Source organism: Kitasatospora sp. NPDC050463, from assembly GCF_040655255.1.
Taxonomy (GTDB): Bacteria; Actinomycetota; Actinomycetes; order Streptomycetales; family Streptomycetaceae; genus Kitasatospora.
Window position 1 is genome coordinate 17,111 of record NZ_JBFAJO010000045.1, and the last position, 23,081, is coordinate 40,191.

At 72.5% G+C, this 23,081-nt stretch carries 16 protein-coding genes, 1 pseudogene and 1 riboswitch; of the genes and pseudogenes, 11 read left to right on the top strand and 6 right to left on the bottom strand.

Annotated elements, in window-relative coordinates; all coding sequences use genetic code 11:
• Nucleotides 1-197: 197 nt before the first annotated feature.
• Together AB0J08_RS26060 and AB0J08_RS26065 are read left to right on the top strand one after the other, a co-directional pair.
• Nucleotides 198-995: an IclR family transcriptional regulator gene (locus AB0J08_RS26060; RefSeq protein ID WP_360639002.1), complete on the top strand. Its 798-nt coding sequence runs from the start codon at nt 198-200 to the stop codon at nt 993-995.
• A gap of 245 nt (nt 996-1,240) precedes the next feature.
• On the top strand, nt 1,241-1,756 hold the full coding sequence (locus tag AB0J08_RS26065) for a hypothetical protein (RefSeq protein WP_360639005.1): 516 nt from the start codon (nt 1,241-1,243) through the stop codon (nt 1,754-1,756).
• Between the two features lie 167 nt (nt 1,757-1,923).
• On the opposite strand, the gene AB0J08_RS26070 is transcribed toward AB0J08_RS26065, so the two are convergent.
• Nucleotides 1,924-3,168: a glycoside hydrolase family 16 protein gene (locus AB0J08_RS26070; protein WP_360639008.1), complete on the bottom strand. Its 1,245-nt coding sequence runs from the start codon at nt 3,166-3,168 to the stop codon at nt 1,924-1,926.
• A gap of 2 nt (nt 3,169-3,170) precedes the next feature.
• A riboswitch (cyclic di-AMP (ydaO/yuaA leader) is annotated at nt 3,171-3,335 on the bottom strand.
• A 395-nt stretch (nt 3,336-3,730) separates the two neighbouring features.
• Here AB0J08_RS26070 and AB0J08_RS26075 point away from each other — a divergent pair.
• Nucleotides 3,731-4,060 (top strand): hypothetical protein, encoded by a 330-nt coding sequence (locus AB0J08_RS26075; protein ID WP_360639011.1) that lies wholly within the window; start codon nt 3,731-3,733, stop codon nt 4,058-4,060.
• Nucleotides 4,061-4,135: 75 nt separating this feature from the next.
• Here AB0J08_RS26075 and AB0J08_RS26080 read toward each other — a convergent pair whose 3' ends face one another.
• Both AB0J08_RS26080 and AB0J08_RS26085 read right to left on the bottom strand, forming a co-directional pair.
• Nucleotides 4,136-5,278 carry an alpha/beta hydrolase-fold protein gene (locus AB0J08_RS26080; RefSeq protein WP_360639014.1) on the bottom strand — a complete coding sequence of 381 codons (1,143 nt, stop codon included), beginning with the start codon at nt 5,276-5,278 and terminating at the stop codon, nt 4,136-4,138.
• A 267-nt stretch (nt 5,279-5,545) separates the two neighbouring features.
• Nucleotides 5,546-6,166 carry a TetR family transcriptional regulator gene (locus tag AB0J08_RS26085; protein ID WP_360639017.1) on the bottom strand — a complete coding sequence of 207 codons (621 nt, stop codon included), beginning with the start codon at nt 6,164-6,166 and terminating at the stop codon, nt 5,546-5,548.
• A 334-nt stretch (nt 6,167-6,500) separates the two neighbouring features.
• Between AB0J08_RS26085 and AB0J08_RS26090 the strand changes: the two genes are divergently transcribed.
• Nucleotides 6,501-7,265: an SDR family oxidoreductase gene (locus AB0J08_RS26090; protein WP_360639020.1), complete on the top strand. Its 765-nt coding sequence runs from the start codon at nt 6,501-6,503 to the stop codon at nt 7,263-7,265.
• Between the two features lie 575 nt (nt 7,266-7,840).
• On the top strand, nt 7,841-8,950 hold the full coding sequence (locus tag AB0J08_RS26095) for a mechanosensitive ion channel family protein (RefSeq protein ID WP_360639023.1): 1,110 nt from the start codon (nt 7,841-7,843) through the stop codon (nt 8,948-8,950).
• 90 nt (nt 8,951-9,040) lie between these two features.
• On the opposite strand, the gene AB0J08_RS26100 is transcribed toward AB0J08_RS26095, so the two are convergent.
• Nucleotides 9,041-9,754 carry a VOC family protein gene (locus AB0J08_RS26100; RefSeq protein WP_360639026.1) on the bottom strand — a complete coding sequence of 238 codons (714 nt, stop codon included), beginning with the start codon at nt 9,752-9,754 and terminating at the stop codon, nt 9,041-9,043.
• 368 nt (nt 9,755-10,122) lie between these two features.
• Complete coding sequence (locus tag AB0J08_RS26105; protein ID WP_360639029.1) at nt 10,123-10,866, bottom strand: hypothetical protein; 744 nt, start codon at nt 10,864-10,866, stop codon at nt 10,123-10,125.
• Nucleotides 10,867-11,093: 227 nt separating this feature from the next.
• Here AB0J08_RS26105 and AB0J08_RS26110 point away from each other — a divergent pair, with 227 nt between their 5' ends.
• Together AB0J08_RS26110 and AB0J08_RS26115 are read left to right on the top strand one after the other, a co-directional pair.
• A complete protein-coding gene (locus tag AB0J08_RS26110; RefSeq protein ID WP_360639032.1) occupies nt 11,094-12,089 on the top strand; it encodes a helix-turn-helix domain-containing protein in 996 nt (331 codons plus the stop codon).
• 64 nt (nt 12,090-12,153) lie between these two features.
• Nucleotides 12,154-12,924, top strand: coding sequence for an MBL fold metallo-hydrolase (locus tag AB0J08_RS26115; RefSeq protein ID WP_360639035.1), 771 nt, complete (start codon nt 12,154-12,156; stop codon nt 12,922-12,924).
• 152 nt (nt 12,925-13,076) lie between these two features.
• On the opposite strand, the gene AB0J08_RS26120 is transcribed toward AB0J08_RS26115, so the two are convergent.
• Nucleotides 13,077-14,417 carry an NADH-quinone oxidoreductase subunit D gene (locus AB0J08_RS26120; protein ID WP_360639038.1) on the bottom strand — a complete coding sequence of 447 codons (1,341 nt, stop codon included), beginning with the start codon at nt 14,415-14,417 and terminating at the stop codon, nt 13,077-13,079.
• A 732-nt stretch (nt 14,418-15,149) separates the two neighbouring features.
• On the opposite strand from AB0J08_RS26120, the gene AB0J08_RS26125 reads away from it, so the two are divergent.
• The 4 genes and pseudogenes from AB0J08_RS26125 (at nt 15,150) to AB0J08_RS26140 (ending at nt 23,078) form a co-directional block, all read left to right on the top strand.
• Nucleotides 15,150-15,776: a DNA polymerase ligase N-terminal domain-containing protein gene (locus AB0J08_RS26125; RefSeq protein ID WP_360639041.1), complete on the top strand. Its 627-nt coding sequence runs from the start codon at nt 15,150-15,152 to the stop codon at nt 15,774-15,776.
• Between the two features lie 21 nt (nt 15,777-15,797).
• Nucleotides 15,798-15,980: pseudogene (locus tag AB0J08_RS26130) on the top strand (ATP-dependent DNA ligase); the annotation flags it as partial.
• Complete coding sequence (gene ligD, locus AB0J08_RS26135; RefSeq protein ID WP_360639044.1) at nt 15,977-16,909, top strand: non-homologous end-joining DNA ligase; 933 nt, start codon at nt 15,977-15,979, stop codon at nt 16,907-16,909. The pseudogene AB0J08_RS26130 and the gene ligD, both read left to right, overlap by 4 nt.
• A gap of 154 nt (nt 16,910-17,063) precedes the next feature.
• Nucleotides 17,064-23,078, top strand: a complete 6,015-nt coding sequence (locus tag AB0J08_RS26140; RefSeq protein WP_360639047.1) for a tetratricopeptide repeat protein — start codon at nt 17,064-17,066, stop codon at nt 23,076-23,078.
• Nucleotides 23,079-23,081: the final 3 nt, after the last annotated feature.

The following is a 23,081-nucleotide window of genomic DNA, read 5'->3' on the forward strand; positions in this document are numbered from 1 at the left end:
AGGACACTCCTAAGACGGTTGAGCATGGCGAAGGCAGTTCCGGTGGGAACGTCCTTGATCTGAACCGATCTGAACCCCGCCTGTCGGAGGGTTCGATTCTGTAAGGTGGAGACTAGTTTCCGCGATACAGAATTTCAACGGTTTGTTGAGATGATCGCTGGGACTCTACTCCTCCCCCGACAGCGAAGGGAACGCCGGTGGTCGCGACCCCCGACACAGCATCGACGACAGGGCCGGACCGCGCGAGCGGCGGCGTGCAGTCCGTCGAGCGCGCCTTCCTGCTGCTGGAGGCGCTGGCCGACTCCGGTGGCGTGGCGACGCTCAGCGAGCTCTCCACCTCCTCCGGGCTGCCGATGCCCACCATCCACCGCCTGGTTCGTACCCTCGTGCAGCAGGGCTATGTCCGCCAGGACACCGCACGCCGCTACACCCTGGGCCCACGGCTGATCCGGCTCGGCGAGACGGCCGGGCGACTGCTCGGCAGCTGGGCCCGCCCCTACCTGGCCGAACTGATGGAGGCCACCGGCGAGACGGCCAACCTGGCCGTACTGGAGGGCGGCGAGGTGGTGTACGTCGGACAGGTGCAGTCGCGTCGCTCGATGCGGATGTTCACCGAGGTCGGCCGCCGGGTGCAGCCGCACTGCACGGGCGTCGGCAAGGCCCTGCTGGCGCAGCTGCCGGAGGAGGAGGCGCGGGCGGTGCTCGGCCCCAACCCGCTGCCGGCGCACACCTCGTACACCGTCACCGACCCGCAGGAGCTGCTGCTCCAGTTGGCGCAGGCGCGCGAGCGCGGCTACGTGGTGGACGACCAGGAGCAGGAGATCGGGGTGCGCTGCATCGCCCTCGCGGTACCCGGCGCGCCGACCCCGACGGCACTCTCGGTCTCCGGCCCGGAGGCCCGGATCCGGGCGCTGGAGGAGCAGGCGGGCGCGGCCTCGCTCGTCCCCGTGATGCACCAGATCGCGGCCCGGCTGGGACAGGTCCTCGCCCCCTGACGCGTCGTCACCGGAGTTCGTCCGTACGGGTCGTCGGACCACCCGGCTTCCCGAACGGCGGTTCCCCCGTTCGAGCGGCCCGAGGGCGGGTTGCGGCGACGGCGGCGAACCGGTCGGTCACGCTGGTGCGGACGCGGCCCGCGACGGTGCGGGGCGCCGGAACGCAGAGGGCAGGGTGAGCGACGATGTCGCACAGAAGGTCCGTTCTAAGTCACCTCGGCAGGGCACTGACGGTGGGGTGCGCGGTGACGGCGCTGGCCGCCGGTCCCGCATGGGGGGCCACCTGCCCGGTGGCCGATCCGGACCCGGCGGCCGGCGCCGGGTCCGCGGCGCCGGCACCCGCCGCGGCACCGGTCCCGTCCGACTCCGACCTCCAGGTGGTCCGGATCGATCCGGAAGCCGCCGCCCCCGGCGGCACCACCACGGTGCACGCCTTCGTCAGCAACCTCGGCCCGGACCGGACGGCCTCGTCGTTCACCGTGGTGGTCACCCTGCCGGAGGGCGTGACGCCCGAGGGCCCGTTCTTCCCGGAGAACTGCTCCGCGTTCCAGAACGGCCACCGGGTGCGCTGCGTCTTCCCGGCCGGGCTGCCGAAGTTCCGGACCGCCACGGCCCTGATCCCGGTACGGCTGGCGGCCGACCTCCCGGCCCCCGGCACGCTGACCGGGGGCTGGGTCGCGGTGCGCGGCGACGACGACCGGAACGAGGCGAACAACAAGCAGCCGTTCGAGATCCAGGTGGTGCAGACCGCCCGGAACTGAACCGTGCCGGTCCGGGCCGTACCGTCCTGGGCCGTTCTGGCCCAGCGCGGTACGGCCCGGACCGGGCTCAGGACCGGCCGGCTCAGGACCGGGCGGGGCTCAGGACCGGCCGGGGCTCAGGACCGGGCGGGGCTCAGGACCGGCCGGGGCTCAGGACCGGCCGGGGTTCAGCGGTAGACCCGGACGTAGTCCGCGGCGAAGGTGATCGGAGCCGTGCCCTGCGGCGCGGGGTGGTACTGGCCCGCGCTCAGGGACAGGTTGAGGATCAGGTACGCCGACCAGTTGGCACCGACGCCCTTGCCGTCCGAGAAGACCTTGGTCCCGTTGACGTACCAGTCGACCGAGGTGGCGCCGTAGTGGGTGCCGATGGTGACCCAGCCGTCCTTGGCGATCGCCTTGGCGTCGGTGTAGTACAGGTGGCCCGGGTTGACGTGGTTGGTCAGCTCCAGCAGGTTCGGGTTGTCGGGGTGGTACTCGAAGGAGTCGATCTCCCCGTTGCCGTTCTTCCACGTCCACAGGGCCGGCCAGGCGCCGGTCCCGGCGGGGAGCTTGACCCGGGTCTCGGCGTAGTCGCCGGTCTTCACCTGGAAGCCCTCACTGGAGTACTCGGTGGTGAGCAGCCCGGTGTCCCAGGACTGCTTGCCGTTCTCCAGCGTGTTGGCACCCGGCTTGGCGGTGAAGGTGGCGACACCGCCCGAGACGGCGACGTTGTTCTTGTTCAGCCAGTCGAGCTTGTTGTCGTCCGGGTTGTGGTTGCCGTAGTGGTAGGCGCTGCTCTTGTCGCCGGTCCAGCGCGAACCGTAGGCGATCGGGTTGTTGAACTCGTCCGACCAGGTCAGCGACTTGCCGGCGACCGGGGCGCCGGTGACCGGGGTCGACGTGGCGGTCGCGGTCGGCGTCGGGCTGGGGGTGGCCGTCGCGGTCGGCGTCGGGCTGGGAGTGGCCGTGGTGCTGGAGACCACGAGCTGGCGCGAGGGCAGATTGTGCCAGGCGCCGCCGAAGTCCTGCCAGAAGCCGAACTGGGTGTACGTCCCGGCGGGCAGGGTGCGGGCACCGGTGGTGATCGACAGGCCGGTGGGGCAGATCTGCGCGTTGGAGACGTTGCCGGGGAAGTCGAGGTTGTGTCCGGCCGCGTCGCGAACGCCCACACCGACGGTCTTGGCGGTGAAGCAGGCCGACGAGTGGACGGTCAGCGCGGCCGTGGTGGCCTTGCCCGCGACCATGGTGGCCGGGGCGAGCTTGTCCTGGGTGACGGTCGGCACGGTGGCCGCCTGGGCGCCGGTGAGCGCCGGGACGCCGAGCAGGCCGGCGCCGCTGATGGCGAGCGCGCCGGTGGCGGCGAAGGCGGCCTTGCGGCCTCGGTGGGAGGGGCGGGCATGGCGCGGGATCGCGCGCCGGGCAGGCTTCTGCATGGCAGTGTCCTCTGTGACGCCTGCGAGGTGAGCTGTCGGGTTCGGGCTGAGGTTGCCCGGCCGCCTGTGGAGCGGCTTCACCCCTAGCCTCGACCGGTACGCGAGAGCGCACGGGCCGGGCACTGACCTGGGTCCCCCGCTCCCGTCCGCCGTGGTGCTCGACTGCCGACCGGCGGGTGGACAGGACTCGGCGTCCCGACGGCGGGGTCCGCGAAGACGGACTCGTGCAGGCTAGGCAGGCCGTCCGGAAGGCGACAACTCGGCAGGGGACGATGTCGCGCAGCTCACAGTGGAGCGGCGCGGAGTTGATCAAGTCGCCGGTGGAGTTGATCAGTTGGCGGTGGGGCCGGTCGGGGCGGCCGGCGAGGGCGGCCGGTGGGGCCGGGCGGAGGGGCCGGGCGGAGGGGTGGTGGGCCGGGCTTCGGCCCGCGCCCGGCGGCCGGGCGGCGTGGGGCGCTGCCCGGCGGCGGGGTGCCCGCGAGTCCGCCGCGAAAGTCGGCCGGTCGGATAGGTTGGGGGTCCAGCCGTACCGCACAGACGAGAGACGAGGACCAGTCCCGCCATGACCGCGCCCCTGCCCGCCTTCGCCGGCCGCACCTACCTCTTCCAGGTCGACAACGGCGCGGCCTTCCGCAACGCCTACTCGCCCGACGGCAAGCGGCTGCGCTGGGAGGGCCTCGGCGAGTCGGCGGGCCAGTGGGAGGACGTGGCGCTGCACATCGCCGAGATCGGGCCGGAGCTGTACTTCGTGAGCTGGACCGAGCAGAGCGGCATCACCGTGAGCCATGTGATGGACCTCGGCAAGCTGACGGTGCGCGCGTTCTGGACGTACGAGGGCGAGGGCGGCCGGGTCGGCGAGCTGCACACCGGGACGCTGGAGCCGGTGGCCTGAGCCACCGGCCGCCGTGCCGGCCGTACCGTCGCGCCCGGCGCCCGCCCGGTCCCACGGCCCGGTCGGACGGCCCGGTCAGACCGTCCGGTCCGGCACCCTGAGGTGCTGGGAGAGCCACTCCAGCGAGGACGGCAGCAGCCTGCTCCAGGTCTCGAAGTTGTGGCCACCGGTCTTCATCATGCTGTAGGAGACCTTCATCGGGCCGTGTGCGGCGGCCACGAACGCCTCGGTGTCCCGCCGGTAGTCGCCGTCGCCCTCCCGGGTGCCGGCCAGCAACACGGACACCGCGGGCTGCGGCAGGTTCTTCAGCCGCCACATCAGGTCGGCCTCGTTGCGACGCTGCTGGCTGCCCTTGAAGAGGTCCCCGGTCGTCGGGTCGTCGGCGGCCTGGTAGTAGCCGGAGAGCGAGACGGCGGTCGGGAAGACCTCCGGGTGGCGCATGGCGAGCTTGAGGGCGCAGTAGCCGCCGGTCGAGTTACCCATGAAGCCCCAGGCCTGCGGGTCGGCGGAGACCCGGTAGGTCGCCTGGATCGCGGCCGGGACGTCCTTGGTGAAGTACGTCTCCGACTGTGCGCCGCCCGGGATGTCCTCGCACTCGGTGTCCTGCGGGAGCGCGGGCGAGGGGCGCATCAGCACCATCACGGTCGGCTGCATCCGACCCTCCTGGAGCAGCTTGAGCGCCGCACCCGGGTAGTTCAGCCGGGTCACCAGGTTCTTCGCGATACCGGGGAACCCGGTGCTCACGATCACCGCCGGGAACTGCTTCTGCGCGTACTCCGGCTGGAAGTACTGCGGCGGCAGGTAGACGTACCCCTCGGTGGAGAGCCGGGTGGTGGCGCCGTCGATCCGGACCTCGCGGATCTCACCGGACTGCTTCGGGTCGCGGCCCAGCGCCCCGCCGCCCTTGACGGACGCGTGCCCGATGGTCTCCACCTGCAGGCGGCCGGACGCGTCCGCCTTGTTGTGGATGACGACCGGGCCGCTGTCGCCGGTGCCGAGCAGGTCGTCCCAACTACTGTAGAAGGCGAAGTAGTTGTTGGCCGCCAGGCCCAGCGCGGCGAGCACGGTGAGCTGGGTGGCGAGCAGCGTACCGATCCGGCCGAGCACCGCCTGCCAGGTCTTCCCCGCCAGTCTCGGCCACAGCCAGACCGTGCCGGCCGTCATCACCACGGCGATCAATACGGTCAGCGCCAACACCTTGTGGCTCGTCAGACCCATGTCCTGCTTGCTCCCACGCCTCGAACTCCTCCGCCCCCCGCTGTAAGGACAACCGGGACGGCCACCCCGGTTCCCCCGTCCACCACGGAAGCCACCGCCGAGGCTCGATCAACAACCCTAGCGGTCCGCCGGGCCCGATCGGACCCGCCGACCAGCGGGGATGGCCGATCGGGGTGGGCGCGGGGTGGGCGCGGCGTGGGTGGTTACCGGGCGTGGGGCGAGTGCGAGGGCGGGTGGAGCCTGGAACGGGCGGCCGCTGAGGTCGCGTCAGCTGACGCTGCTCCAGAGGCGCAAGCCGGCGGTCAGTTCACGCATGCACCGGACGCCCAGCTCTTGGGGTGAGCCCGGCCCGGTGGCAGGAGCGTCGGAGAAGGCCCACTCCTCCAGGGCCACCCGGATGGCGGTGGTCGCGGCGGCGGCCGCGAGCCGGATCTCCAGCGCGTCGGTGCCCCGGGGGCAGCGGGCGGTGAGCACCGCGCGCAGCCGCTCCTCCGAGTCGGCGTGCACCCGCTGCCAGACCGAGTCGAGGCGGGGATCACGGAGCAGGTCGCGGGTCCAGTGCATGGCCTCGACGGCGGGGGTCTCGGTCGGCGTCAGCGACTCGACCGCCGAACGCTCCAGCGCCTCGCGCACCGGCAGGTCGGCCGAACTCTCCGCGAAGAGCAGCACCCAGCGCCGGCCGCCGGCCGCCAGCAGCGGGGCCACGGCGTCCTCCTTCACGGAGAAGTAGCGGTAGAAGGTGCGCACCGAGATGCCGGAGGCGAGCGCGATCTCCTCGGCGGTGGTCGCTTCGGCCCCGCGTTCGGCGAAGAGCGCGGCCGCCGTGCGGGCGATCTCCAGGCGGGTGGTGTCGCGGCGGCGCTGGTTCAGGGTGGGGCGTCCGATCACGGGCTCAGCGTACGCGGACCGGTACGTGGCGTGGCATGGCGCAGGGTGCCGTAGTGGCGTGTCGTGCCGTAGTGGCGCGTCGTGCCGCAACGGCGTGCCCTGCCGTAGTGGCGTGATCTGCCACGGCGGCGTGTCGTGCCGCGGTGGCGCGACATGCGCGGCGCGATCGGGGCGACGTGACGTGCCGTGACGGCCTCAGGTGCCGAGATGGCAGGTCAGGACCGAGTGACGCATCGTGCCAGTTTGGCACATCATGACTTATTGGCACGTTGTGCCACTTCGGCGTACCGTGTCAGGCGAGGTCGCGAGACCACCAACGAACGGAGTAACCACCATGGAGCGCTTCAGCGGACGGACCGTCCTGATCACCGGCGGCGGCTCGGGCATCGGCCGGGCCACCGTGCACCGGATCCTCGCCGAGGGCGGGCGGGTCGTCGCGGTCGACGTCAACGAGGACGGCCTGAAGGCCACGCTGGACCGGGCGGCCGGCGACGGTACCGCCGATCGTCTGACCACGTCGGTCGTGGACATCGCGGACGAGGCGGCCGTCCGCGCGGGCGTGGCCGAGGCGGTCGCCGGGCTCGGCGGGCTGGACGTCCTGGTGAACGCCGCCGGGATCCTGCGGTCCTCGCACACCCACGAGACCAGCCTGGAGTTCTGGAACAAGCTCATCGCGGTCAACCTGACCGGCACGTTCCTGATGACCCGCGAGGCGCTGCCGGCCCTGCTCGCCGGCGGCCGGGGCGTGGTGGTGAACTTCAGCTCCACCTCCGCGACCTTCGCCCACCCCTACATGGCCGCGTACGCCGCGACCAAGGGCGGCATCCAGTCGTTCACGCACGCGATCGCCTCGGAGTACGCGAAGCAGGGCCTGCGCGCGGTCTGCGTCGCCCCCGGCAGCATCGACAGCGGCATGACCAACAACCCGGGCCTGCCCGCGGACGCCGACTTCAGCCTGCTCGCCAAGCTCTCCCCCGCGCTGGGCCAGGGCTTCGCCGGCCCGGAGACGGTGGCCGGCGTGATCGCCATGCTGGCCTCGGACGACGGCGCCTTCGTCACCGGCACCGAGATCCGGATCGACGGCGGCACGCACATGTGACCCCGAGCCGGGACACCGGGTGGGTGCGGCGTTGACCGTCAGCCAGGGGGCGAACGCGTCGAGGGCGGCGGGGTAGTACTCGCAGAGCAGGGAGCGGAGCTTTGGAGATCTGCTGGCGGCCAGGTGGCGTCCTGCTGAGCTCGGGCCGGCACCGCAACTGCTCTCCCTGTCTCCGCTGCTCCTGCCGCTGCTGGTACTGATCGCGGGGTGTCCCGCAGCACCGCGGGCTCCCTCGGGTTGGCGCAGGCGGTTGTCGTGCCGGCGCAGGAATCGCGTCCCGTTCGGCGGCGGCCTCGTCGAGGGCGGTCTGGCGGGCGGCGGCGTCCTCGCGCATCCGGCGGCGCGGCTCCTGACAGGCGCTGCGGTCTGCGAGCGGAGGCGGACCGGCTGCACGACGGGCTGCTCGTCGCGGCGGCCGGGCCATGGGGCAGGATGGCAGTCCGTTCGGAATGCGTACATCCGCTCCGACGTGGCTGCGAACAACACGACCTGACAGGCGACAAGGTGATGACACAGCACATACGGCGGCCCGCGGCGGCCCGCTTCCTCGCCCTCCACGCTGCGGGGGCGGGGCGGTGACCCGGGACCTGGTCCTGCACGACTGGGTGGTGGCCGGCATCGCGCTGGCCTCCGGCTGTGTGGCCGGTCTGGTGCTGCGGGCTCTGATGAAGTGGCTGGGCAAGCACGCGAGCAGGACCAAGTGGAGCGGGGACGACGTCATCGTCGACGCGCTGCGCACCATCGTCCCCTGGGCGGCCGTGCTCGCCGGGGCCGCAGCGGCCGCTTCGGCCCTGCCGCTCACCGCGCGGATCGGGGGGCTGGTCGACCAGTCGCTGACGGCCGTGCTCATCGTCATCGCGACGCTCAGCGCGGCCCGGGTGGTGGCCGGGCTGGTGCAGTCGGTGGCCGCGTCCCGGACGGGCGTCGCGGCGTCCGCGTCCATCTTCGTCAACATCACCCGGATCGTGGTGCTGTCGATGGGCGTCCTCGTGGCCCTGGAGACCCTCGGGGTGTCCATCGCCCCGCTGGTCACCGCCCTCGGGGTGGGCGGTCTCGCGGTCGCGCTGGCGTTGCAGGACACCCTCGCCAACCTCTTCGCGGGTGTGCACATCCTCGCCTCCAAGACGGTCCAGCCGGGTGACTACATCCGGCTCACCAGCGGGGAGGAGGGGTACGTCGTCGACATCAACTGGCGCAACAGCGTGGTGCGCAACCTGTCGAACAACCTGGTGATCATCCCCAACGGCCGCCTGGCGCGGACGAACATGACGAACTACTCCCAGCCCGAGCAGAAGCTGTCGATCCTGGTCCAGGTCGGGGTCGGCTACGACAGTGACCTGGAGCACGTGGAGAGGGTCACCCTCGACGTCGTCGACAGCGTGATGGCCGACATCAGCGGCGGCGTGCCCGACCACGAGGCCGCCGTCCGCTTCCACACCTTCGCGGACTCCAGGATCAACTTCACGGTGATCCTGGGCGTCGGCGAGTTCAGCGACCAGTACCGGATCAAGCACGAGTTCATCAAGCGCCTGCACCAGCGGTACCGAACGGAGGGCATCTCGATCCCCGCGCCCACGCGCACGGTCTCGCTCCAGCAGGACGGGGCGGGCGCACCGTCCTCCCCCTCGCCGGTGCCGCACCAGCGGGACCCGTCGTCCGAGGTGCTGGCTGACCGGCGGCGGTAGCCGGGGCGGGGGCTCTCGACGGATGGGCTTGCCGGGCTGGTAAGAGGAATCGAGCGGCGGTCGAGGTCAGCGCGGACCTGATCAGCAAGGTCACCGGCGCGCGAGCACGCGGAACTCGTTGCCGTCGGGGTCGGCCAGCAGCACCGCGCCGTCCCCGCCGTGGGCGGACTGGACACGCTTCGCCCCGAGGGAGAGCAGGCGCTCGACCTCCGCTTGCTGATCGTCGTCCGGCGCGAGGTCGAAGTGCAGGTCCTTGCCGGGGTCCGGCATGAGCGGCGGACCGCCCCACGTGAGCTTCGTACCGCCGTTCGGTGACTGGATGGCGGTCTCCTCGTCCTGGTCCCAGACCAGCGGCCAGCCCAGCGCCTTGCTCCAGAAGTAGCCCACGGCCTGCGAACCATCGCAGGCGAGCGCTCCGATGAGGCCGCAGCCGGCGAGGAAGTTGTTGCCGGGCGCGATGACACAGAACTCGTTGCCCTCGGGGTCGGCGAGCACCACATGGGACGCGTCCGGTCCCTGGCCGACGTCAGAGTGTTGCGCGCCGAGGTCGAGCGCCCTGGCCACGGTCTCCTGCTGGTCCTCCAGGGAGGAGCTGGTCAGGTCGAAGTGCAGCCGGTTCTGCCCGGCCTTCCGCGCCGGGGAGGGACGGAAGCCGAGGCGGTAGCCGGCGTCGTTCCCGGACAGCAGGGCGACGCCGCCGTAAGAATCGTCGGCTCTCTCCAAGCCCAGGACGCCCGACCAGAAATGCGCCAGGCGCTCGGGCTGGTGCGCGTCGAAGGAGATTGCGAAGAGTCGGCTGCTCATTGCGCCACGCATCCTGGGTCCGTGGGGTGCCCACTGTCGGCAGGGCGCCGTGCCAGCGCCTCGAACGAGGATCCTATGGCGAGCCCGCCCCGGGTGCAGCCGAGTATTCCGCGGCCTTGGAACCGGAGCCACACCCTTGGGGGTTCGGGCTGCGAGTTGGTGGCTGAGGCGGGTGTGTCCGCTGCCCCGGGGCGAGGCGGCCAACGGGACCCACCGGCAGGCCGGACGCCTCCGCCAGCGGCTAGAACTCACCCGAGCCGATCTGATCAGACACGGCCGCAGACTACTAGCGAGCTGATCACGTGACGCCCGGTGCTCGAACGCCGCCACAACCACCCCCTGGGGCTGCCGATCAAACCGGCAGGAGATCAGGGGCGCAGCAGGGGACGTCCTTCGAGCACGGCTTCCCAGAGCTTTTCCGAGATGTCTCCAGTGTCGCTGTCCAGGAACTCGGGCAACAGGACGTCAGCCGCATCATCCGCGTCGGCGTGTTCGAGGTAATCGGCCTCGGACAAACGCAGCCGACGGGCCTTCAGACCATCGACGAAGACAACGTCGCCTCTGTCCCATGTTTCGAGCCACTCGCCCGCAGATGCAGCACCGTGTACGACCAACATTCCCGGGTCGGAGAGTTCCGTCATCAGCAGGCCCCCGACGGTGAGCGAGCCACCGATGAACAGGTTGCTGTCCATGAGGCACATCAGGTGCCGCGCGGTGACCGAGCCGGTGACGTAAAGCGGCGTGTAGACGTCTGCGTTCAAAAAGCGCATCGGCCCGTTGACCGTCAGATCGCCATCGATGACGTAGACGGTGTCCTGCGCCAGATCAGGGTCGTTCCCCATCAGCAGAGGCCCGTCTATGGTGAGGTCACCCTGGTGAACGAAGAAGCACTCCGGTTCGTCCCCGAAGAGTCCTTCCAGGTCCTCCACGAGGTCGTCGCTGGCTTTGCCGATGTCGTAGCGCTCTGCCGCCTCGGACAGCGGTACTGATTCCCAACGTGCGCTCCATTCTTCGAAGGACACCTGGTTCCTCGCGTTCTGTCCGATCCCGGTTGCCGTGCTGCGGCTCGCAGCACGGCGAAGGCCATCCAACGAATCCTGCCACTCTTCCACGGGCGGCATCGGTAGAACCACGAAGTCCAGTCCGTATCCCGGGATGGCTGCCCGCAGGGCAGGCCGCGACGGGGCGGTGACCTGTTCGAACCGCCGAGCCTTCTGACCCCTGCTGCCCTGACAGCGAGCGGACCCGGACACCCGATCGCTCCCGCCGTGACCGATGGCCGGATGTGACAGAACCTGGTCCTTGCGGACGCGGTCCGGGCGGCGGAAGGATCGGGGGTATGCCCGAACCGCGCACCATCGTCATCGCCGCGTTCCCCGGGGTCGAGTTGCTGGAGGTGACCGGTCCGGCGGAGGTCTTCTCCGTCGCCTCCCGCCTGGTGGAGGGCGGCGCACCCGCCTACCGGGTCGAGGTCGCCGCTGCGCAGGCCGGCCCGCTGCCCACCGCCGCCGGGATCAGCCTGGTCGCGGCGCGGTCGCTGGCCGAGGTGGGCCCGGGCGTCGACACCCTCCTCGTGGCGGGCGCCATGGACTACGAAGGCGGCCGCTACCAGGCCGTCGTCGACCGGGACGTCGTCGGATGGCTGGCCACCGCGGCTCCGGGTGCACGGCGTGTCGGCGGTGTGTGTGCCGGTGTCCACCTGCTCGCCGAGGCCGGGCTCCTCACCGGCCTGCCCGCCACCACCCACTGGCTCACCGCCGACCAACTGGCCGCACAGCACCCGGACATCGCGGTCGACCCGGAGCCGATCTTCATCCGGGCCGGACGGATCTGGACCTGCGCGGGCGTGACCGCCGCCATGGACCTCGCCCTCGCCATGGTGGCCGAGGACCACGGACCGGCGATCGCCCTCGACGCCGCCCGTGCCATGGTGATGTACGTCAAACGCCCAGGCGGGCAGACGCAGTTCAGCGTGCCGCTCTCCCTCCAGGCGAGTACCGACGACCGCATCGACGAACTCCGGCGCTGGATCGACGGCAACCTCGCCGAGCGGATCTCGGTCGAGGCCATGGCCGCCCGCCTGAACCTGAGCGTGCGCCACTTCGCCCGGGTCTTTCGCAACTGCACCGGACGCACCCCGGCCGACTACCTGGAGGCGGTCCGGGTGGAGGCGGCGCGGCGCCTGCTCGAGGAGTCCGGACGCAGCCTGCCCGACATCGCGGCCGCCAGCGGACTCGGGTCGGTGGAGACCCTGCACCGGGCCTTCCGCCGCCGTCTGGGCGCCACCCCGGCTGAGTACCGGCGCCGGTTCCGCCCCCACGCCACCGCCCGCTGAACCACCGGCCCCAGCCGCGGCCCCGCCCTGCCCGTACACCCCCGCTCGTGAAGGAGCGCATCCGATGTCCCGTACCAAGGTCGTCCCCATACCGGTCCTGGGCCGGCATACCGTCAACGCCTACCTGCTGCTCGGCCGCCACCCGGTCATCGTCGACGCCGGCACCCCGGGCAGCGGCCGGCGCATCACCGAACAGGTCGCCGCCCACGGCGTCGACCCGACCGACGTCCGCCTCGTCGTCATCACCCACGGCCACATCGACCACTTCGGCTCCGCCGCCGAACTGCGCCGCCTCACCGGCGCGCCGATCGCCGCGCACGCCGCCGACCTCGGCCCCTACCGCACCGGCCGGATCCGCGAACCGTACCTGCCCACCGGGCCGATGGGACGGCTCATGGCCCGGAACCCGAAGCTCCACGAACAGGCCGAACCCTTCGAACCCGACCTCCTCGTCCACGGCGAGACGGACCTCGCGGACTTCGGCGTCAGCGGCCGGATCATCCCCACGCCCGGCCACACCGCGGGCTCCGTCTCCGTCCTCACCGACGACGGTGACCTGGTGGCGGGCGACCTCATCGCCAACTCGTTCATGGGTCTGATCAAGGGCCGCCCCGCCAACCCGCCCTTCCACGACGACCCGCTGGCCAACCTCGCCAGCCTCCGAGCGATGCTCGACCTCAAGCCCGCCCGGCTCCACGTCGGCCACGGCATACCGCTCGACCCGTCCCGGGCAAGCCGCTGGGCCGCGGCGGAACAGCGCAAACTCGAACGCCGAGCAACCCGAGGACGCCTGCGGGCCAGACCCCGGACGCCGGCCGAGGAACCACGGCAGTGAGCTCTCCCGAACGGCCCGGCGCGACCGGCCCGCAGCCACGGTCACCGTACGGGTGATGGCCGTCAGAGCGGACGGCAGGGGCAAAATGACATCTGCCCGCGAGCCAGATCGAATGTCGGCACTCTTTCTTGCTGTTCGCGGTGTGGCAGCTCTCAGCGGTCCACGCCTCCCATCACCGGGTCGATGCTCGCCACGGCGACGATGACGTCCGCGACCTGCCCGCCCTCGCACATCGCGGCCATCGCCTGCAGGTTGGTGAAGCTCGGGTCGCGGAAGTGCACCCGGTACGGCCGCGTGCCGCCGTCGGACACGACGTGCACGCCCAGCTCACCCCTGGCGGACTCGACCGCCACGTAGGCCTGCCCCGGCGGGACACGGAAGCCCTCCGTCACCAGCTTGAAGTGGTGGATCAGCGCCTCCATGGACTCGCCCATGATCTTTCGGATGTGGTCGAGAGAGTTGCCCAACCCATCCGGACCGACGGCCAGTTGGGCGGGCCAGGCGATCTTCTTGTCGGCCACCATGACCGGGCCGGGGGCCAGCCGCTCCAGGCACTGCTCGACGATCCGCAGCGACTGGCGCATCTCCTCCAGGCGGATCAGGAACCGGCCGTAGGAGTCCGCGGTGTTGGCCACCGCGACCTCGAACTCGTAGTTCTCGTAGCCGCAGTAGGGGTCGGTCTTGCGCAGGTCGTGCGGCAGGCCGGTGGCCCGCAGGATCGGGCCGGTGGCGCCGAGCGCCAGGCAGCCGGCCAGGTCCAGGAAACCGACGTCGACCAGCCGGGCCTTGAAGGCCGGGTTGTTGGTCGCCAGCTTGTCGTACTCCGGCATCCGCGAGCGCAGCAGCTTCACGCCCTCGCGGATCTGGTCCACCGCACCCGGGGGCGGGTCCTGCGCCAGGCCGCCCGGCCGGACGTAGCCGTGGTTCATCCGCAGGCCCGTCACCAGCTCGAAGATGTCGAGGATGACCTCGCGGTCCCGGAAGCCGTAGACCATCAGCGTGGTGGAGCCGATCTCCATGCCGCCGGAGGCCAGCGCCACCAGGTGCGAGGAGATTCGGTTGAGCTCCATCATCAGCACCCGGATCACGCTCGCCCGGTCCGGGACCTGTTCGGTGATCCCGAGCAGTTTCTCCACTGCCAGGCAGTAGGCGGTCTCGTTGAACAGCGGGGTCAGGTAGTCCATCCGGGTGACGAAGGTCGTGCCCTGGACCCAGTTGCGGAACTCCATGTTCTTCTCGATGCCGGTGTGCAGGTAGCCGATGCCGCAGCGGGCCTGTTTCACCGTCTCGCCGTCGATCTCCAGGACCAGGCGCAGCACGCCGTGCGTGGACGGGTGCTGTGGACCCATGTTGACGATGATCCGCTCGTCGTCCACCCGTTCTTGTCGCTGCGCGGCGCCGGCGACCTCGTCCCAGTCGCCGCCGGTGACGGTGTAGACACGGCCCTCGGTCGTGTCCCTGGCTCCTGCCGACTCGTGCTCGATGCCGCTCATCAGCCGTATGGCCTCCGCTCGGGTCCGCCGGTCGGGTCCGTGTGCCCCAGTCGCGGCGCGCGATCGGGCACGACGGGCCGCAGCCCGTCTCAGCCGGCCGGCCCTCGCGCCAGCCGCACGGGCACGGATCGGCGGCACGGGCTGCTCAAATCCAGGATCACGCACATCTGCCATGAACACCCGACCGAACCGGCAGCGCACCGGCCACGGCCCTACCCCGGAACATTCGGGGGTTCTGGGCCGGGCAGACCGTTTTCGTGCTGATCTGCCGCTGCGGGGGTGCCCGCTCTACTGTGAAAGTACAGACGGCAGCCAGGTGGCCCAGGGCGTCGGCGCCCGGTGATGACGGGCGGCTCTGACCACCGACCGGATGTGACCGAGCCCCCGCGAGCGATCTCGGGCCCGCCGTGTCCAACGGCGGACACGGCGAGCCGGAAGGAGCCGGAAGATGGGTACGCCTCCGAACGATCCGGTGCCGCCCCACCCGACACCGGCGCCAAGCCCCGGTGGACCAGGAGCCCGGGCCAGCGCCCGGGCCGGTTCCCGCGCCGGGTGGCCCCGACCCCGTACCGCCGGCTCCTCCGCAGCCCGAGCCCGATCCACAGCCGCCACCTGTCCACAGCCGCCACCTGCGCCCGCACCGGAACCGGGCCCGCACCCCGGCCCGATGCCGGGCCCTGTACCGGCACCCGAGCCGGTCACCTGACCGACGCGACGGACAGGGAGACGACCATGCCCACGAATGACGCGCTCGCCGTCTACCGCCGCAAGCGGGACTTCTCCAGGACCACCGAGCCAACCGGCAGCAAGGCAGATCGGGTGTCGGACGAGCCCACCTTCGTGGTGCAGATCCACGACGCCAGCACCCTGCACTTCGACTTCCGGCTTGAGGTGGACGGTGTCCTCAAGTCCTGGGCAGTACCCAAAGGGCCCTCCGACGATCCTCATGACAAGCGCCTGGCGATGCCGACCGAGGACCATCCGATGGAGTACGCGGACTTCGAGGGCGTCATCGCCGAAGGCGAGTACGGCGCCGGCACCGTCATCGTCTGGGACGAGGGCACCTACCGCAGTCTGGCGACGGACCGCCACGGCCGGGAGATCCCGTTCGACCAGGCCCTGGAAGCCGGTCACGCCTCCTTCCGGCTGCACGGCCGTAAGCTGCACGGCGCCTACGCGCTCACCCGGATTCGCCGGGGCGGGCAGCGCGAGGCGTGGCTGCTGGTCAAGCACGACGACGCCCGCACCTCCCACCACGGCACGCCCCACCCCTCCCGGGCCCGGTCCGCGCACACCGGGCGGACCCTCGGACAGGTCTCGGCACAGGAGAGGACGGGCGGGAAGGACGAGCGGGGATGACCGGCACGCTCCTGGAACGGCCCGTTCGACGACGAGATCCGCGAGCGCACCGTGCACCGGGTGCGTCCGGAACCGGTCGCGCAGATCGGCCTCACCGAGTGGACCCGCGCCGGACAGCTGCGCCACCCGCGGTACCTCGGTCTGCGCGACGACAAGCTCCCGACCGACGTGGTGCGCGAACAGCCCGCAGGAGGAAAGCCATGAGCCCCGACCTGGAGATCTCCGCCGGCCGCCGGACCGTACGGGTCAGCCGGCCGGACAAGGTGCTGTTCCCCGACGACGGCATCACCAAGGCCGACCTCGCCGAGTACTACCGCACCGTGGCCCGCAGGATGCTCCCGCACCTGCGCGGACGGCCACTGATGCTGGAACGCCACCCGGACGGCATCGACGGCCAGTCCTTCATGCAGAAGGACGTGCCCGACTACTTCCCCGACTGGATCCACCGCGCCGAACTGCCCAAAGAGGACGGCACCGTCACCTACGCGCTTTGCGACGACACGGCCACCCTGCTCTTCCTCACCGACCAGGCGTGCATCACACCGCACCGGTTCCTCTCGCGCGCGGACCGGCCGGACCACCCCGACCGTCTGGTCCTCGACCTGGACCCTCCCGACGACGACTTCGCCCCGGTCCGCGAGGCTGCCCTGCAACTGCGCGAGCTGCTCGACGAGTTGCGCCTGCCGTCAGTCGCGATGACCACCGGCTCCCGTGGCCTGCACGTCATCGTGCCCCTGGACCGCCGCAGCCCCTTCGACGACGTCCGCGCCTTCGCCCGCGACCTCGCCGACCTGCTCGCCGTCCGGCACCGCGACACCCTCACCACCGCCGCACGCAAGCAGGCCCGCGGCGACCGGCTCTACCTCGACGTCCAGCGCAATGCCTACGCCCAGACCGCCGTCGCCCCCTACGCGGTGCGCGCCCGCCCAGGGGCACCGGTCGCCGCGCCACTGACCTGGCCCGAGGTCGAAGACCCCGGCATCAGCGCCCGGAGCTTCACCGTCACGTCCGTCATCGACCGTCTCGACCACGACCCCTGGCAGGACGCCCTGCGACGCGGCCGTGCCATCACCGCTGCGGGACGCCGCCTCACGGCGCTTCGTGAAGGTGCAGACGCACGGAAGACCCGTTGAGGCCCAAGCCGGGGGCCGACCCCGCCCCCGCTCCTCGGGGAACCGCTGACACTGCGCCTGACCTGCACTACGGTAGGTAGGCAGAGCAGGTCACGGGGGCGGGGGCGGCGCAGTGTTGATGTCCATGACGGCACACGTCCGCACTGAGAGCGGCATGCCCGACCCCGAACCCTACGAACAGCGCCGCCGCCCCGGCTTATCGTCGGCCGCCGGGGGCGACCCGCACGCCGCCGTCCTCCCGCCCGCTGCCGCGCGCGCCGCACAGATCGTCCAGGCCACCACCCCGACGCCCAACCTGCCACCCCGCGCCGCCGGCCGGCTCATCGGCCGGGAGCGCGAGTCGCGCGCCGTCGCCGACGCCCTGGCCCACGGGGACGGCGGCGGCCTGGTCACCCAGGCCACCACCCTGCACGGCCTCGGTGGCGTCGGGAAGACCAGCCTCGCCCTGCACCACGCCTATGCCCACGCCGGCCACTACCGGCTGATCTGGTGGCTCACCGCCGAGTCCGCCGAGCAGCTCGCCGAGGCCTTCGCCGGGCTCGCCGTCCACCTCCACCCCTCCTGGGCCCTCACCGCCCCGCCCGGCCAGCAGATCGAGTGGGCCATCGCCTGGCTGCGCGCCCACGACCGCTGGCTGCTGGTCTACGACAACGCCGAGGATCCGGCCGACCTCACCCCCTACGTCGGCCGCCTGCTCGGCCGCGGGCACCAGCTGGTCACCAGCCGGCGGGCGAGCGGCTGGCACCCGGGGATCCGCCCGGTCCGCGTCGACGTCCTCGACGGCCCCGAGGCCGCCCAGCTGCTCTGCGGGACGGCCTACCACGGCTCGACGGTCGATCCGGCCGAACGGGACCAGGCCCGGGCGCTCGCCGACGAGCTCGGCCACCTGCCGATCGCCCTCGCCCAGGCCGGCGCCTACGTCCAGCAGACCGGCACCTCCTTCGCCGCGTACCGCGAACTGCTGCGCGCCACCGGGCCGGTGGGGCCCGGTGCCGAGTCCACCGTCGCCCGGCTGTGGCGCACCACCCTGCGGACCGTCCAGCACACCGCGCCCTTCGCCGTCGAGCTGCTGCGCACCCTGGCCTGGTACGCCCCCGAGGCACTGCCGCGCGAGGTGCTCACCCCGTTCGGCTCGCGCCGGCCCGACGAGGTCGACCGGGCGCTGCGGCTCCTCGCCGACTACCACCTGATCACCCTCGGCGAGACCGTCACCGTGCACCGACTGCTGCAGGCGGTACTGCGGGACGCCGAGTTCCGGGGTCGCGCCGAGCAGCACCTGGCGCGGGCGGCGGCCTGCCTCTGGCCGGACGCCCGTCCCGAACTGCGGCGGGCGCTGCTGCCGCACGTCCGGGAGCTGGCCGACAGCGGTCCGTCGCCGGAGCCGACCGCCGAGAGCATCGCCCTGTACGGGCTGGCGGCGGCCGAACTCACCGACCGGGCGCAACGGGTGTACGCCGTCCGGCTGGTGGAGGCGATGGCGGACGGGCAGCGGCGGCTGCTCGGCGAGGACCACCCGGACACCCTCACCTCCCTCGGGCGGCTCGGCCGGCTGCAGGCCAAGACCGGCGACCCCGCCCGGGCCGTGGAGCTGTGCCGGGACGTCGTCGCCCGGCGCACCCGGGTCCAGGGCGCGGACCACCCCGCCACCCTCGCCGACCGGCACACGCTCGCCCAGGGCTACCGCCGGGCCGGCCGACACGCCCTGTCCGTGGAGGAGTTCCGGGGCGTCGTCGCCGACCGGGCACGGGTGCTGGGGCCGGACCACGCCGACACCCTGCACAGCCGGGCGAGCCTGGCGTACGCCCTGCAGGCGGCGGGGCAGCACCGGGAGTCCGTCGCCGAGTACGAGCGGCTGGTGGCGGACACGGAGCGGGTGCTCGGACCGGACCACCCCGCGGTGGTGACCCGCAGCAGCGGCCTCGCCTTCGCGCAACTCGCGGCGGGGCTGCACGGGTTGGCGATCGCCCGGTACGAGCAGGTGGTCGCCGACCGCACCCGCCTGCTGGGCGCGGACCACCCGGACACCCTGAACAGCCGCCGTTGGCTGGCGGCCGCCCACGCCGACACGGGCGACCACCTTGCGGCGATCACCGCCTACCGGGCCCTCGTCGCGGACTGCACCCGGGTGCAGGGGCCGGACCACCCGCACACGCTCTACGCCCGCAAGCGACTGGCCTCGGTCCACCGCAAGTCCGGCCGCCCCGCCCTCGCCGTCGCCCAGTTCGAGGAGGTCGTCCCCTCCTACGGCCGGGTGCTCGGCCCCGATCACCCGCACACCTTCAACGCGCGCAGCGGCCTGGCCCGCGCCCACCGGGAGGCGGGCACGCCCGCCGTCGCGGTCGAGCAGCACCGGGCCCTGGTCCGGGACCGCACCCGCGTCCAGGGCGAGGGCCATCCCGACACCCTGGAGGAGCGCAGCTTCCTGGGGTTCGCGCTGCGCATCGCGGGACTGCCCGCCCTCGAAGTCGAGGAGCTGGAGCGCCTGGTGGCCGACCGGGCCCGGCTCCAGGGCCCCGACCACCCCGACACCCTGGAGGAACGCTCCGGTCTCGCCCGCGCCCTGCACGCCGCCGGCCGCCCGCGCGAGGCCCTCGCCGTCCGGGAGCGGCTGGCCGCCGACCGGCTCCGCGTCAACGGCCCCGAGCACTTCGAGACCTTCGACGCCCGGCTGCGGCTGGCCCGCTCCGTCGACGAGGCGGGCGAACACCGACGGGCGGCGGACCTGTGCGACCGGCTGGTCGCCGACCGGCAGCGGGTCCTCGGCCCGGACCACCCGGACGTGCTCACCACCCGGTGGTGGCAGGCCTCGATCCACACCAACGCCTGCCACTACGGCGAGGCCCTGACGCTCTTCGAGGCGCTGCTCGCCGACCGTACCCGCCTCCAGGGGCCCGACCACCCGGCGGTCCTCAACACCCGCTGGTGGCTGGCGACCGCCCACCGTAACCTCGGCCGGCACCGCGAGGCGCTGGCACGGTACGAAGCGCTCGCGGCCGACCGCACCCGCCTCCAGGGGCCCGACCACCCCGATGTCCTCAACACCCGCTTCTGGATCGGTCACAGCCATCAGGTGCTGGGCGACTGCCGCCATGCCCTGGACCTCTACGAAGCCCTGGTGAGCGACCACGTCCGGATCAGCGGTCCTGATCACCCCGGAACCCTCGCCGCCCGCTTCAACTGCCTGTCGGCCTGCCTGGGCGCCGGCCACCACCGGCGGGCCGTCGAGCTGGCCGAGTCCCTGGTGGCCGACCAGATCCGCATCCTGGGCGCCGACCACCCCGACTCCCTGACCGCCCGCCAGTGGCTGGCCACCGCCCACGGAGGCGCGGACGACCACCGTCGGTCGGCCGGCCTGCTCGAAGCACTCGTCACGGACCGCGCCCGGATCCAGGGCCCCGACCACTCCGACACGCTCTTCGCTCGACTCGCCCTCGCGCTCACCCATCGGAACGCCGACAACCACCGGCAGGCGGTGGCCCTGCTGGAGGAACTCGGTCACGACTTCGCACGAGCCCTGGGCCCCGACCATCCGGACACCCTCAACGTCGGTGTCTGGCAGGCGTCCACCTGCCAGCTCGCCGGTGACCACCGCCGGGCCGCCGCGCTGATCGAGGAACTCGTCACCGATCACACCCGGGTGTTCGGGCCGGACCACCCGAGCACCCTGCGCTGCCGTCGTGAGCGTGCCTCGATCCGGCGGGCCTCCGGCGAACACCCTCGGGCCATCGCCGAGTTCGCCTCCCTGGCGGCCGATCACACCCGCATCGACGGGCCGGACCACCAGCAGACTCTGGCGGTCCGCGAAGAGCTGGCACAGTCGCACTCCGAGGCGGGCGACCACCGCATCGCCGTGGAGTCGTTCCTGAGCCTGGTCGCCGACCGTACGAGGGTTCAGGGCGCCGACCACCGGGCCACTCTCATCTCTCGCTGGTGGCACGCCTTCGCCCAGGACGAGGCCGGGGAGCACGGCGTCGCGAGCGAGCTCTTCGGTGACCTGGCCGCCGACCGCGCACGGGTCCTCGGTGCCGAGCACCCGGACACCCTGTTCGCCCGGCAGTCCCAGGTCTCCTCCTGCCGATCGGCCGGCGACCTCCGGCGGGCGCTGCACCTGGGCGAGGCCCTGGTCGCCGACCGGGCCCGGATCCAGGGCCCCGACCACGCGGGCAGCCTCCACGCCCGCCTGCTCCTCGCCTGGGTCCACCGGACCTCCGGGAACCACTTGCTCGGCATCCGGCTCGACGAGGCCCTGGTGCGCGACCGCACCCGGATCTTCGGCCCCGACCACCCGAGCGTGCTCACCGCCCGGAGCATCCTCGCCACCAGCCGGGGGTTCGCCGGCCTCTACCGGCAGGCCGTCATCGACCGGGAACTGCTCGCGGCGGACTACGCCCGCATCCACGGACCGGAGCACCCCGACAGCCTGCTCATCCGTTCCAGGCTGGCCGGGGACATCCGCACGACCGGTGAACTCGACCGGGCCGCCGGCCTCTTCACCGAGCTGATCGCCGTCCGGACCCGGAGCCAGGGCCCCGACCACCCGGACACCCTCGATGACCGGTCCGAGCTCGCCTACACCCACCGGCTCAGCGGACGCCATCGTCAGGAGGCCGCCGAACGGCAGGCGCTCGTCTCCGAGCACATCCGGCTGTACGGTCCCGGTCACCCCGCCACACTCGCCGCCCAGGAGCGCAGCGGCCACGCGCTGCGCCACGGATGGGACCACGACCGCGCGGACTCGCTCTACCGGTCCGTCCTCGCGGACCGCGGCCGGACCCTGAGAGCCGGCCACCCGGACACCATCCACGTCCGGGACAGCATCGCGCTCAACCTCTTCGAGGCGGGCCGCCACGCCGAGTCGGCCGGGTACTACGACGAGACGCTGTCCCTCGCCGTCGAGGCCCTCGGGCCCGATCACCCCTCAGTTCGGGAGCTCCGGCACGACCGTGCCAAGGCCCTCATCCTCGACGGTCGCCCCGGCGCTGCCGCCATCGAACTGTCCCCGATGACGGACGACGCGGCCGATCCGGTCGCGGTGGGCCTGCCGGACCGGATCCGCGCCGGCTGCCTGCTCGCCTTCGCCCAGCACCTGAGCGGACACCCGGAGACGGCCCTGGGCCTGGCCGGCGAGTTGGTCTCCGCCGCCGCCGAAGCCCTCGGCGACCCGGACGACGCGACGGTCACCGCCCGGCTCACCCAGGCACTCCTGCTGGCCGGTGGCCCCCGCCCGCTGCGTGCCGTCGTCCGCCTGGAGGAGCTGGCAGAGGCCTGTGCCGGGAGCCGGGGACCGCGCAGCGCCCTCACCCTGGACGTCCGGCAGGCCCTCGCCCACGCCCGGCTGTGTGCCGGGGACCCCGACGGCGCCGTCCGGGTGTACGAGCGGATCATCGCCGACCGGATCCCGGCCGCGGAAGCCGCACCCACCACCACGCTGCTGGCCTGCCACCGGGAGGCCGACGACCTCACCGTCAGCGTCGGCGCCGTCCGCCCCGGGCCCCTGCCGCTGTACCCCACCCTCGCCGTCGACCTGGCCCAGGCGCTCGCCGCCGCCGGCCGCCGGGATGCCGCCCGGGCGCTGCTGGAAGCGGTCCGCGTCGGCCGCGAGGCACTGATGGGCACCGGCCACCCGCTGGCCGCCGAGGCCCGTAGCGTGCTGGCCCGGCTCCCCGGCGGATCCCAGCCCGACCACCACCCGCGGCTCGCCCCGCGCGGGACCGCTCCCACGCCCACCCCCGCGCTGCGCCCCCGGCGCTCCCGCGGCGCGATGCACCGCGCCGTCGAGCCGGCGACGCGCCACCCCGCCTGGCAGCCGCGCCTGACCCTCACCTCCGATCCGGCCGTGGGCGCCACCACCCACCTGGAGCTGCGCCTCGAATCCGCCGACGCCTCCGCCGACCCGGCCGCCCTGCCGGACCTGCACCTGGTCGCCGCGGTGACCCCGGACGCGGCACTCGACCCGCCGGTCACGGACCACACCCCCGCCGGCGGGCCCGCCCGGTTCGCGCTCACCCCGGCCGCGCCCGGGCCGCACACCGTCCGGATCACCGTCTTCGACCAGGGTCACGGCGCCGTCCTCCAGGACCTCTCCGTCGTCCTGGACGTCCCCGCCGTCCCGGACCGATCCGCCGTCGTGGATGAAGCCGCCGCGACCGCATCCCAGGAGCAGGAGTAATCG

Excerpts from the sequence above, each read along its gene's own strand:
- AB0J08_RS26075 (WP_360639011.1), top strand. The coding sequence starts at position 3,731 with ATGACCGCGCCCCTGCCCGCCTTCGCCGGCCGCACCTACCTCTTCCAG.
- AB0J08_RS26120 (WP_360639038.1), bottom strand. The coding sequence starts at position 14,417 with ATGAGCGGCATCGAGCACGAGTCGGCAGGAGCCAGGGACACGACCGAG.
- AB0J08_RS26070 (WP_360639008.1), bottom strand. The coding sequence starts at position 3,168 with ATGCAGAAGCCTGCCCGGCGCGCGATCCCGCGCCATGCCCGCCCCTCC.
- AB0J08_RS26090 (WP_360639020.1), top strand. The coding sequence starts at position 6,501 with ATGGAGCGCTTCAGCGGACGGACCGTCCTGATCACCGGCGGCGGCTCG.
- AB0J08_RS26140 (WP_360639047.1), top strand. The coding sequence starts at position 17,064 with ATGCCCGACCCCGAACCCTACGAACAGCGCCGCCGCCCCGGCTTATCG.
- AB0J08_RS26080 (WP_360639014.1), bottom strand. The coding sequence starts at position 5,278 with ATGGGTCTGACGAGCCACAAGGTGTTGGCGCTGACCGTATTGATCGCC.
- ligD (WP_360639044.1), top strand. The coding sequence starts at position 15,977 with ATGAGCCCCGACCTGGAGATCTCCGCCGGCCGCCGGACCGTACGGGTC.
- AB0J08_RS26110 (WP_360639032.1), top strand. The coding sequence starts at position 11,094 with ATGCCCGAACCGCGCACCATCGTCATCGCCGCGTTCCCCGGGGTCGAG.
- AB0J08_RS26115 (WP_360639035.1), top strand. The coding sequence starts at position 12,154 with ATGTCCCGTACCAAGGTCGTCCCCATACCGGTCCTGGGCCGGCATACC.
- AB0J08_RS26125 (WP_360639041.1), top strand. The coding sequence starts at position 15,150 with ATGCCCACGAATGACGCGCTCGCCGTCTACCGCCGCAAGCGGGACTTC.
- AB0J08_RS26100 (WP_360639026.1), bottom strand. The coding sequence starts at position 9,754 with ATGAGCAGCCGACTCTTCGCAATCTCCTTCGACGCGCACCAGCCCGAG.